Raw genomic sequence first — 11610 nt, 5'->3', positions numbered from 1 at the left:
CAAGGACGGGCGCCGGGAGTCCGCCGACGATCCGGCATCCGCGGGTGAGGCCGCGCCCCCGCCGGAATCGACCGACGAGCCCAGACCCGACGACACCGACGAGGAGGACCGCCGATGAGCGTCCTGGTTCCCCTCCTCGTCGCCCTCCCGCTGCTCGGCGCCGCGATCGCGCTGATCTTCGGCCGCAACGCCCGCCTGCAGGTCGCCGTCACCGTCATCACCCTGGCCGCGGTGTCGGTCATCGCCGCCGTGCTGCTCGTCGTGGTCGACGCGGGCTCCCCGCTCGCCGTCTCGGTGGGCGGATGGCCGGTGCCGTTCGGCATCGTCCTGTACGTCGACCGCCTCGCGGCTCTTCTCGTGCTCGTGTCGAGCATCGTCCTCCTCGCCGTCCTCCTGTTCTCGATCGGACAGGGTGCGGCCGACGGCAGCGACGAGACCCCCATCTCGATCTTCAACCCCTCGTACCTGATCCTCGCGGCGGGCATCTTCAACGCCTTCATCGCGGGTGACCTGTTCAATCTCTACGTCGGCTTCGAGATCCTGCTCGTGGCGTCGTACGTGCTCATCACGCTGGGCAGCACCGAGTCGCGCATCCGCACCGGCGCCGTGTACATCGTCGTCTCGCTCGTGTCGTCGATCCTGTTCCTCGCCGCGATCGCCATGATCTATGGCGCGGTCGGCACGGTGAACATGGCTCAGATCGCCGAGCGGATGTCGGAGCTGCCGCAGGAGACCCAGCTCGTGCTGCACCTGATGCTCGTGGTGGCGTTCGGCATCAAGGCGGCCATCTTCCCGGTGTCGTTCTGGCTGCCGGACTCCTACCCGACCGCCCCGGCCCCGGTCACGGCGGTGTTCGCCGGACTCCTCACGAAGGTCGGCGTGTACGCGCTGATCCGCACCGAGACCCAGCTGTTCGCCTCGAACAGCATCGACACCCTGCTGCTGATCATCGCCCTCGCGACGATGGTGGTCGGCGTGCTCGGCGCCGTCGCGCAGGCCGAGCTCAAACGGATCCTGTCGTTCACGCTCGTCAGCCATGTCGGCTACATGATCTTCGGCCTGGCGATCGCCACCCCCGCCGCCATCGGCGCCACGGTGTACTACATCGTCCACCACATCGTCGTGCAGACGACCTTGTTCCTCGCGGTCGGTCTGATCGAGCGAAGAGCCGGCAGCACCTCCATCCTGCGGGTGAAGGGGCTGCTCAAGATCGCGCCGGTGATCGCCGTGCTGTACTTCATCCCCGCGATCAACCTCGGCGGGCTCCCGCCCTTTTCGGGGTTCATCGGCAAGTTCGCGCTGTTCGAGGCCGCGGCATCCGTCGGCACCCCGCTGATGCTGGTGCTGATCGCGGGCGGCATCGTCACCTCGCTGCTCACCCTCTACGCCCTCATGCGCGCCTGGAACCTCGCCTTCTGGCGCGAGGAGGAGGACTCGACCGAGACCGAGGGCCGCATCTCGCACCTGGGCAACGCCCCCGCAGCCGACGAGCAGCAGGAGCGCCGCCACATCCCCCGCATCATGACCATCGCGACCGCCGGCATGGTGGCCGTGACCGTCGCGCTCACCGTGTTCGCCGGACCGCTCTACGCCCTGTGCGACCGCATCGGCGAGGTGCTCCTGCAGCCGGTCGAGCTCGTGCAGCTGGAAGACGAGGTGGGCGGATGAGAGCCAAGACCCGTCGCTTCTGGCGCGACCTTCGCGTGCAGCTGCCGTTCCTCGGCTGGCTCGTCGTGCTCTGGATGCTGCTGTGGAACCAGTTCACGCTGCTCGCCTTCGTCTCGGGCCTCGTCGTCGCCGTGTTCGTGACGCGCGTCTTCCGCCTGCCGACCGTCGAGCTGTCCGGCCGGTTGAACCTCTGGTACGGAGCGCTGTTCGTGGTGCAGTTCCTGTTCGCGATGCTGCGCGGCGCGATCGCCGTCACCATCCAGGTGTTCGACTTCCGGCACCAGCCGGGCACGGCGATCATGGAGGTGCCGCTCCGCTACGCTGACGATCTCGTCATGACGCACGTCGCGGTGGTCTCGTCGCTCATACCCGGGTCGCTCGTCGTCGAGGCCGACCGCGACCGCCGCGTGCTCTACCTCCACGTCATCGGGGTGCACAGCATGGCCGACGTCGAGAAGCAGCGCGCCGGCGTGCTCCGGTGGGAGCGCAGAGTCGTGCGTGCGCTCGGCGACCCGGCGCAGTACCGTGCCCTCAAGGCCGATCTGCGCGCAGCGAAGGGCGGTGCCCGATGAGCATCCTGCTGACCGTCATCATGGTCGTGTTCGGGATCGCGGCGATCCTGACCGTGATCCGCATCTTCCGCGGCCCCTCGATCCTCGACCGCGCCGTCGCCTCCGACGTGCTGCTCACCGAGGTCATGTGCGTGCTCGGCGCCGAGATGGCGATCAACGGGCACACCCGCAACATCCCCGTCATGCTCATCATCGCCGCGGTCGGCGTGTTCGGGTCGATCTCGGTCGCCCGCTTCGTCGCCAGAAGGGACAACACCACACCATGAACGTGTTCGGTCTGATGGTCCCCGATGCCGTCATCGACGCCGCCGTCCTCGTGCTGATCCTCATCGGCGCGATCCTCTGCCTCTCGGCGGCGGTCGGCCTGCTGCACTTCCGCGACGTCCCCTCGCGCCTCCACGCCGCGACCAAGCCCCAGGTGCTCGGGCTGGTGGCGATCTGTCTCGCGATCGCCCTGGCGCAGCGCAGTGTCGGCGGCATCCTGGTCAGCCTGCTGCTCGTCGCGCCGATCGTGCTCATGCAGTTCGCGACCGCACCGCTCTCGGCCCACATCGTCGGACGCCAGGCCTATCGCAACGGCTCGATCGAGCAGCGGCACCTCGTCGTCGACGAACTGGCCGACGCGAAACAGACCCCGCCCGCCGCGGGTTAGCGCTGCCCGGTCCTCGCAAGATCAGGCCTTCTCGCGGTATCAGGCCGCGGGGTGCAGCATCGGCCTGATGCCGCGCGATCGCCTGAGCTGGGCCACCGGCACCCGGGGCCCCGGCGCCGGAGTCACAGGGCGTCGGCGAACCCCTGGATCAGCCGGGCGGCGGGCTCGGAGTCGCTGATGAGCGTGCCGTGGCCGTGGTCCGGGATGACCTCGAGCTGCGCACCGGGGATGGCGTCGATGATCTCGCGGCACCAGCTCATAGGCGCCAGCGGGTCGTCCTCGCCGCGAAGCACCAGCACGGGCGCGGAGATGCGCGTGAAGGCCTTCTCGGGCTCGTGCTCGATCGTCGCGCGCATCTTGCGGAACAGGTGCGGGCCTCCGCGGAGGTACTCCCGCGCGCCGCGCCAGATCACCAGCGGTCGTTCGCCGACCAGATCGCGCAGCAGGTACGTCGCCTGGGCGCCGATGTTGCGGGCGGCCTTGTTGACGGTGGGTCCGGCGAGGATGACGCCCGAGACGAGCAGCGCATGCCGCGCCGCGAGCTCCGCGCCGATCTGACTGCCCATCGAGTGGCCGATCACCACGACGGGTCCCGCGTCGACATGCCGCAGGTAGGCCGCGACGAGGTCGGCATGACGCTCCATCGTGAGGGTGCGCGTGGGCTCGGGCGCCTCGCCGAAGCCGGGCAGGTCGAGCGCGATGACGCGTCCGCGCAGGCGCTGGGCGACGTCGAGGTAGACGCTGCGGCCCATGCCGATCCCGTGCAGCAGCAGGAACGTCGGGTCTCCATCGCCGAAGGTCTCGGCGATGAGGGTGGCGCCCGCGTGCTCGAACTCCAACAGGGTGACCGGGGTGCCCTGCGGGGCGAGATAACTGGATGGCACCTGTCAACGCTAGTCGACGTCGCCTGGGTGCCTCGTGTCGCTCCCCGTCTCTGAGCGACGGGCGAAGCGACGAGACGACGGGCGCTCCGGGGCTACTCGCGCGGGCTCAGCACGAGGGTGTCGACCGTGGATCGTTTCACGGCGGCCGCGGAGAACGCCCACGGACGTTGGATGCCGGCGGCCCAGTCCTCCGTCTGGTCGACGTAGTGCTGGTGGAACGCGTGCCCGGAGGCACCCGTCAGGTGGATCCAGGTCGAGGCGTCGAAGTCGGAGAGGTCGACCACCATGCGCATCGACGGGACGGTCGTCGTGGCGAAGCCGTTGCCGATCTCCCAGCCCGTGGCGTTCACGGTGGAGGCACCTCCGCCGACCGGGAACGGGCCCCGGTTGAACAGGGCTTCGATCGGTGGGATGCCGGACGACCCGAAGGTGTCGCTCGTCAGCGTGATCGCGTGGAGGTCGCCCCAGTTCCATCGCGAGACGGTCGTGCCCTGCAGTCGGACGAGCTCGTCGTAGGCCTGCTCGGCCGACAGGGCCAGCATCTCCTCCCTGCTCGAGACGCCGATCCGCTCATTGGTCCACAGCGCAGCGGCCGGGTCGTCGAGCAGGGCGCCGACGACGGTGAACAGCCGGCTCTGGCTGTCGATGGGAAGCGGCTGCTCCCGATCGGCGAACACGTTCCGCACCAGGGTCGACCACAGCACGTTCGCGTAGGCGGCTGCTGCCGACGACGCCGAGTTCTGCGCATCCCAGGTGCGCAGCAGGTCGACGGCCTCCCGAGGGCCGGCGCCCGACACGTCGACGTCCTCCATGGCCGAGGCGAGCCGCTTGCCGATCCACATCTCGCCGTCCATCTGGATGTCGCGCATGTCGTCGGCGGTGAGGGGCGCGGTGGCCGCGCGTCGCTCGATCATGTGCGCGATGCGGGCGGCGCGGTAGCCGTAGTCCCAGTCGCGAGACAGGAAGTAGTCGTAGTCGTCGGTCACGATCGCGTTGTTCGCGGTGACGATGTACCCCGAGCCCGGGTTGTACGCGACGGGGAGCTCTTCGAACGGGATGAAACCGGTCCAGTCGTAGCTGCTGTCCCACCCCGGCTGCGGCATCCATCCGTCACCCGCGCCGCGGATGGGCAGGCGCCCGGGCGTCTGGTAGCCGATGTTGCCGTCGGTGTCGGCATAGATGAGGTTCTGCGCGGGCACGTCGAACAGCGCGGCGGCGGCCCGGAACTCGTCGAAGCTCTGTGCCGTGGACAACCCGAACACGGCCGTCGCCGCCGTTCCCGGGTCGAGGGCGGTCCAGCGGAGGCTCACCGCGTACTCGGCCTGCTCGCCCTCGGGCGCCGGCGTCGCCCCGGCGGCGAGTCCGGGCGCGGGGTCGTCGGCGATGGCGGTGAAGTCGTCGGTCAACCCGGAGATGATCGGTCCGTGCACAGTCGACCGGATCGTGAGCTCGATGTCGTCGCCGCCCGCGACCTCGATGGTCTCGGTGGATTCGGTGATCGGCTGCAGCACCCCGTCGCGCCAGTACTGGTCGCCCTGCACGCGCTCGATGTAGAGGTCGGTGACGTCGGTGGTGAGGTTGGTGAAGCCCCAGGCGATCTTCTGGTTGTGCCCGATCACGATGCCGGGGAGACCCGAGAACGAGAATCCGGCCAGGTCGAACGGGCAGTCCTCGTCGACGGTCGTGCACCGCAGCTGCACCTGGTACCAGACGGAGGGCAGGGAGGCTCCGAGGTGCGGGTCGTTGGCGAGCAGCGGCAGGCCCGTCTCGGTGAGGCTGCCGGAGACCACCCACGAGTTGGAGCCGATGCCCTCGCCCATGTCGCCGATGAGGATGCCGGCGGCCTCGATGACGCTCGACGCCTCCTCCCACTCGATCGACGTCGTCGCCTGCACGATCTCCGCGCCCGTGCCGTCGTCCGGTGCGGAGCGCGCGGATGCCGGCTCCGCGCCCGTTCCCGTCGGGAGGGCGCTGATCTTGGGCACGATGACGGGGTTGTCGTCGAAGGGGTAGGCCGGATAGAGCTCCTCGATCAGCGCAGTCGTGCCCGCGGCATCCGTTCCGCCGGCGGCGAGCTCCGACGCGAGCAGCGCGCGCTCGGTCTCGTCGTCGATGTTGCCGCGGAGGTCCCACGCCATCGCCTTCAGCCAGGCGACGGAGTCGGCGGGCTCCCACGGCTCGGGCGTGTAGTCGGGATTCTGCACGCCGAGCACGGCGTACTCGAGCGACAGCTCGGCCCCGGCATGGCTGTCGAGATAGGCGTTGACACCGTCGGCGTACGACTCGTAATACCCGCGGGTGGTGTCGTCCATCGCGGCGACCTCGGCCTCGGCGACCTTGCGCCAGCCGAGGGTGCGGAGGAAGGCGTCGGTGCCCGCCTGCGACTCCCCGAACATCTCGGCCACGCGGCCCGCGGTGACGTGCCGCCGGAAGTCCATCTCGAAGAAGCGGTCCTGAGCGTGCACGAAGCCCTCGGCGAAGAACAGGTCGTGCGACGAGCCGGCGCTGATCGTGGGGACGCCGCTCGCGTCGCGCTGCACGGTGACGGTTCCCTGCAGTCCGTCGAGTTCGAGGGATCCCTCGGTGTGCGGGAAGGAGCGCTGGATCGTCCAGGTCACGAAGAACGCGACGGCGACTGCGACCACCGCGATCCCGGCGACGACGAGGAACGCGATGCGTCCGATTCGGGCAGCCCGTGAAGGGCGCGCGGGCACGGTCGTCGTCACGTCGGTCGTCATGGTCGGGAGCTCTCTCAGGTCGCACCGATGGAACTCAGTACCGCCGAGCCCCAGAGCGCGTCTCAATTCGGGAAGACGCGCCCTCGCATCATACCTACGGGCGACCGGCCGGTGGGGGTCGATTCTGCGGCTGGGGATAACCCGCTCCTCGACCCCCGATCGTCACCCGATCAGGCTCGGCTGCAGGTCGCGCAGCGTGCGGCGATGGGTCATGCGGGTCACGCCGATCATCGCGAGCACCAGGGCGCCGACCAGCCACGCGGCCAGCACGAGCAGGTCGCCGCCGGCGCGTGCCAGATCGCCGCCGTACATCAGCTGCCGCATCGCGTCGACGACGTAGCCGAGGGGCAGCACGTGGTGGAGGGCGGCGAGCGGCGCCGGGAGGGTCTGCCACGGGAAGGTGCCGCCGGCGGTCACGAGCTGGAGCACCATCAGGACCAGCCCGAGGAACTGCCCGACCGATCCGAGCCACACGTTGAGGGCGAGGATGATCGCCGCGAACGTCGCCGACGCGAACATCATGACCCCGAGCGTGCCGAGCGGATGGTCGAATGTGAACCCGAGCGTCAGCGCCAGGATGCCCATCAGCCCCAGCATCTGCACGGCGCCGAGCGCCGCCGGTGTGAGCCAGCCCGCCACCGTGATCCGGATCGGGGAGTGCAGCGCGGTGACCGCTCGCCGGGAGATCGGCTTCACGATGAGGAACAGCGCGTAGATGCCGATCCAGGCCGAGAGCGCCGCGAAGAACGGGGCCAGTCCGGCGCCGTAGTCCTCGGCGGACGCGACCTTGTCGCTCGACACCCGCACCGGATCGGCGATCGTGTCGGCCTGCTGCGTGCGCAGGTCGGGGGTGGATGCCGGGATCCGATCGACCCCTGACGCCAGTCCGTCGCGCAGCTCGGCCGCGCCGGACGCGAGGGTGCCGAGGCCGTCGCGCAGCTGCGTCGCGCCGTCGTTCGCGGCCGACGCTCCCGCGGCCACCGTGTCGGCGCCCGAGGCGAGCGTCGCGGCCCCGGAGGCGACCGACGCGGCGCCGTCGGCGAGCTGATCGATCTTGCCGACATCCGCCTGAACGGTCGAGTTACCGTCCTGCAGGCGGGTCGCGAGCGGGTCGAGCGCCGCGAGCACCCGGTCGATCTCCTGCTGGTCGAGGCCCTGCTCCTGCAGCACGGCGGTGATGTCGGTGCGCACCTGCGGCAGCGCATCCGTCGCCTGCTGCACCACGGAGCCGGCGCGATCGGCGATGTCGGCGAGCTGCCGGTTCCCCGCGCTCACCTGCTGCGCACCGTCGGCGAGGGTCTGAGCCCCGGTCGCGAGCTGCGCGGTGCCGTCCGCGAGCTGAGCGGTGCCGTCGGCGAGCGTGGTGCTGCCGGATGCCGCGGAGTCCGCGCCGTCGGTCAGCCGCGTCGCGCCGTCCGTCGCGGTGACCAGGCTGTCGCGAATGTCGCTGAGGCCGGTGAGCAGGCGCTCGGCCGCTTCGCTGCCGACCATCTCGGCCACCGAGCTGCGGATCTTCTCCACCGCCTGCGTGCCCATGGACGAGGCCAGGTAGTTGTTCGCGTCGTTCGTCTCCAGGTCGATCCGGGCCTGGTGCGGATCGTCGCCGGACGCTGAGGTCAAGGCCGTCGAGAAGTCGGAGGGGATGGTCACGGTGAAGTCGACGGTGCCGTGGCGGAGAGCATCCGCCGCCTCGTCGGCCGTCATCCGCTGCCAGTCGAAGGCGTTGCCCTCGATCAGATTGTCGGCGACGTCCTCTCCGTAGTTCACGGTGTCGTCGGGAGAGGCGTCGGATGCCGCGGAGGGCGCGCCCTCGTCGTCGACCACGAGCGCCACCGGGACCTCGGGGAACTTCGCATACGGATCCTGATTCGCCCACAGGTACAGGCCGCCGTAGAGGATCGGCACGCACACCAGCGCGATCAGCGCGATCACGCCCATCCGGCTGGCGGTCAGCCGTCGCAGCTCCGCCGCGATCATGGCGGGCACCTTCACGATGCCGCTCCTTTCGTGTCATCCGGGTGGGGGGTGCGCGGGTGCGGGGCGCCCTTCGTTTCGTCGCTGCGCTCCTCGCTCGGGGACCGGGGTGCGTCGTCGGGTTGCCGGGAGCCCTTCGTCTCGTCGCTGCGCTCCTCGCTCAGGGACCGGGTCGCGTCGTCCGGGATGGGGCCCGAGGCGTTGACGGCGCCGAGCTCCTCGACGCGTTCGAGCGCGACCGCCGCCGATCCGCCGACGATCACGAGCAGTGCGAAGCCGCGCTCGGCGAATTCTCGGGTGATGCGCCACCATCCGTCGGGGCTGCCGCCGTGCCGGTCGGGCGAGACGAGCACGATCGCCTCGACGCCGTCGCGCAGCACCGCCAACTCGCACAGGATGCGCACACGCACCGCCGGGTCGATGTTGCCGATGGCGACCGAGGACAGCTCGAGGTATCCGAGTCGCGACAACCAGCGTCGCGCGTGCAGCGGGGTGGCGCCGAGGCCGGCGAACATGAGCTCTTCGCCGACGACGCCGGCGAGGGAGATGTCGGGATGCGGGTCGCTGACGTCGGGGGCGTCGACCAGGGCCACCTGCCGCCGGAGCCGCTTCGTGTCGGCGCTCCCGTCGATGGTGACGCGACCGGTGTCGGGGCGCATCCGGCCGCTCGCGATCAGTCCGAGCACGGTGGGGCGCTGCTCCGTCTCGGCCAGCGCGTACCGGACCTCTCCGGTGTGGAACTCGAGAGTGGTCGACGGGAGCGCCTGCCCGGCTCTGCCCTTGCTGACGTCGGAGAGGGCGATCCTCATGCCGACGCCTCGGAGGCGTCCGCGACGATGTCGGGATGCGCGGCCAGCAGGTCGTCGGCCTCGCGCCACGAGAGTCCGGCGATGCTCAGGACCGCCCGCACCGCGAGGTTCGCGGCGCCGCTGCTGGCGGCATCCGTCCGCGAGATGACGGTGCGCGCCATCTCCTCGATGAGGCGCGCGAGGGTGGGGGCGGCGAGGTCCGTGCGGAAGCTGCCGTCGTCCTGTCCTCGGCGGGCGAGTGCCGCGACGGACCGGCGCAGCGGGGCGAGCGCTTCGGCGGTGTGCTCGACGTGCGCCTCGTCGAGGGCGAGGGCCGCGGCCACCTGCACGTGGGCGGCTTCGCGCCAGAGGCGGGCGGCCAGCCGGGCGAGGGCGAGGCGCGCATCGGCATCGGTCACCGATTCGGCGATCGCGTTGAAGCGCTGCGCTCCGCTCGAGATGAGCTCGCGGATGAGGGCGTCGCGGTCGTCGAAGTGTCCGTAGAGGGTGCGGCGGGAGAGGCCCGCGCTGCGTGCGATCACGTCGACCGAGGCGTACGGGTCGGCGGACAGCGTGGCGCGGGCCGCATCGAGGATGCCGGCGCGGTTCTCGAGCGCGTCGCGGCGGGGTGCGCGGGTGGTCATGCTCCGAGTGTACGTATCGTGCACGCCGTTGTGCAAGATAACTCGGTGTACTCCCAGCATCCCGCGACAGGTGTGAGCGGGGAGGGAGACGCAGAAGGGGACGGATACCGCAGCATCCGCCCCCTCGTGAAATCGTGGCGGGTCAGTCGGTGCCGGAGTCGAAGGCCGCGCTCTCGGACGCGACCTCGTACGCCTCGGCCAGGTTCTCGTCGGGCTCGCTGGACACGGATCCCGCGACCGCCTCGGTGATCTCGGCGGACTCGCCCGCGGTGACGCGGCCGACGAGCTCTCCGGTCGCGCCGCCCACGAGGCCGAGGCCCGCGTACTGCTCGAGCCGGGCACGCGAGTCGGCGATGTCGAGGTTGCGCATCGTGAGCTGCCCGATGCGGTCGACCGGTCCGAAGGCGGCGTCGCCGACGCGCTCCATCGACAGCTTCTCGGGCCCGTACGACAGGTTGGGGGAGACGGTGTCGAGGATGGTCCAGTCGTCGCCGCGGCGCAGACGGATCGTGACCGAGCCCGTGATGGTCGAGCCGACCCAGCGCTGGATGGACTCGCGCAGCATGAGCGACTGCGGCTCGAGCCAGCGGCCCTCGTACATGAGGCGGCCGAGGCGACGGCCCTGCTCGTGGTAGGTCGCGAGGGTGTCTTCGTTCAGGATGCCGTTGACCAGGCGCTCGTAGGCGATGAACAGCAGCGCCATGGCCGGCGCCTCGTAGATGCCGCGCGACTTCGCCTCGATGATGCGGTTCTCGATCTGGTCGCTCATGCCCAGGCCGTGGCGTCCGCCGATGGCGTTCGCCTCCTGCACCAGGGCCACGGGGTCGGTGAACTCGACGCCGTTGATCGCGACCGGGCGGCCGGCCTCGAAGGTGACCGTGACGTCTTCGGACTCGATCGCGACCGACGGGTCCCAGAACTTGACGCCCATGATCGGGTCGACCGTCTCGAGCGAGACGTCGAGGTGCTCGAGCGTCTTGGCCTCGTGCGTGGCGCCCCAGATGTTGGCGTCGGTCGAATAGGCCTTCTCGGCCGAGTCGCGGTAGGGGAAGTCGTGGGCGACGAGCCAGTCGCTCATCTCTTTGCGGCCGCCGAGCTCGGTGACGAAGTCGGCGTCGAGCCACGGCTTGTAGATGCGCAGGCGGGGGTTGGCGAGGAGCCCGTAGCGGTAGAACCGCTCGATGTCGTTGCCCTTGTACGTCGAGCCGTCGCCCCAGATGTCGACGCCGTCTTCCTTCATCGCGCGCACCAGCAGCGTGCCGGTGACCGCGCGACCGAGCGGAGTCGTGTTGAAGTAGGTCTTGCCGCCGGAGCGGATGTGGAAGGCGCCGCACGCGAGGGCGACGAAGCCCTCTTCGACCAGCGCGGTCTTGCAGTCGATCAGGCGCGACGCCTCTGCTCCGTACTCGAGCGCCCGACCGGGGATCGACTCGATGTCGTCTTCGTCGTACTGGCCCAGGTCGCCCGTGTAGGTGAAAGGCACCGCGCCCTTGTCGCGCATCCACGCGACGGCGACGGAGGTGTCGAGTCCTCCGGAGAAGGCGATGCCGACGCGCTCGCCGACGGGCAGGGACTGGAGGACTTTGGACATGATTCCCAGTCTACGGCGGGCGGCGTGTCGCCCCCGAACGCGTGACGCCTTCCCGCAGGTCCTGGGAACGGATGCCGGGGCGCGCCGTCCGGTGGAGGA

10 protein-coding genes are annotated in these 11610 nt (G+C 70.2%); 4 read left to right on the top strand and 6 right to left on the bottom strand.

Annotation, left to right across the window (positions count from 1 at the left end; all coding sequences use genetic code 11):
• Nucleotides 1-114: 114 nt before the first annotated feature.
• From AB3M82_RS07270 to mnhG, 4 genes are read left to right on the top strand one after another with little or no spacing between them, the layout of a single operon-like run.
• Nucleotides 115-1668 (top strand): Na+/H+ antiporter subunit D, encoded by a 1554-nt coding sequence (locus tag AB3M82_RS07270; RefSeq protein WP_412956685.1) that lies wholly within the window; start codon nucleotides 115-117, stop codon nucleotides 1666-1668.
• Nucleotides 1665-2240, top strand: coding sequence for a Na+/H+ antiporter subunit E (locus AB3M82_RS07265; RefSeq protein ID WP_412956683.1), 576 nt, complete (start codon nucleotides 1665-1667; stop codon nucleotides 2238-2240). Before AB3M82_RS07270 ends, AB3M82_RS07265 begins: the two co-directional genes overlap by 4 nt.
• Complete coding sequence (locus AB3M82_RS07260) at nucleotides 2237-2506, top strand: MrpF/PhaF family protein (RefSeq protein ID WP_412956681.1); 270 nt, start codon at nucleotides 2237-2239, stop codon at nucleotides 2504-2506. The genes AB3M82_RS07265 and AB3M82_RS07260 overlap by 4 nt, the downstream gene beginning before the upstream one ends.
• Nucleotides 2503-2892: a monovalent cation/H(+) antiporter subunit G gene (gene mnhG, locus AB3M82_RS07255; protein WP_412956680.1), complete on the top strand. Its 390-nt coding sequence runs from the start codon at nucleotides 2503-2505 to the stop codon at nucleotides 2890-2892. Before AB3M82_RS07260 ends, mnhG begins: the two co-directional genes overlap by 4 nt.
• A gap of 122 nt (nucleotides 2893-3014) precedes the next feature.
• On the opposite strand, the gene AB3M82_RS07250 is transcribed toward mnhG, so the two are convergent.
• The 6 genes from AB3M82_RS07250 to argG all read right to left on the bottom strand — a co-directional run bounded on the left by AB3M82_RS07250 (nucleotide 3015) and on the right by argG (nucleotide 11511).
• Entirely contained in the window at nucleotides 3015-3776 is a 762-nt protein-coding gene (locus tag AB3M82_RS07250; protein WP_412956679.1) for an alpha/beta fold hydrolase, read from the bottom strand.
• 92 nt (nucleotides 3777-3868) lie between these two features.
• The gene (locus AB3M82_RS07245; protein ID WP_412956678.1) at nucleotides 3869-6514 is read right to left on the bottom strand and encodes a penicillin acylase family protein; all 2646 of its coding nucleotides are present in this window, start codon (nucleotides 6512-6514) and stop codon (nucleotides 3869-3871) included.
• 162 nt (nucleotides 6515-6676) lie between these two features.
• Complete coding sequence (locus AB3M82_RS07240) at nucleotides 6677-8506, bottom strand: YhgE/Pip family protein (protein WP_412956677.1); 1830 nt, start codon at nucleotides 8504-8506, stop codon at nucleotides 6677-6679.
• Complete coding sequence (locus AB3M82_RS07235; RefSeq protein ID WP_412956675.1) at nucleotides 8503-9297, bottom strand: hypothetical protein; 795 nt, start codon at nucleotides 9295-9297, stop codon at nucleotides 8503-8505. Before AB3M82_RS07235 ends, AB3M82_RS07240 begins: the two co-directional genes overlap by 4 nt.
• A complete protein-coding gene (locus tag AB3M82_RS07230) occupies nucleotides 9294-9920 on the bottom strand; it encodes a TetR/AcrR family transcriptional regulator (protein WP_412956673.1) in 627 nt (208 codons plus the stop codon). Before AB3M82_RS07230 ends, AB3M82_RS07235 begins: the two co-directional genes overlap by 4 nt.
• Before the next feature lie 142 nt (nucleotides 9921-10062).
• A complete protein-coding gene (argG, locus tag AB3M82_RS07225) occupies nucleotides 10063-11511 on the bottom strand; it encodes an argininosuccinate synthase (protein WP_412956671.1) in 1449 nt (482 codons plus the stop codon).
• Nucleotides 11512-11610: the final 99 nt, after the last annotated feature.

Source organism: Microbacterium californiense, from assembly GCF_047246625.1.
GTDB lineage: Bacteria > Actinomycetota > Actinomycetes > Actinomycetales > Microbacteriaceae > Microbacterium.
Note: the sequence above shows the minus strand (reverse complement) of the source record. Positions and strands in the feature narration are given on the sequence as shown.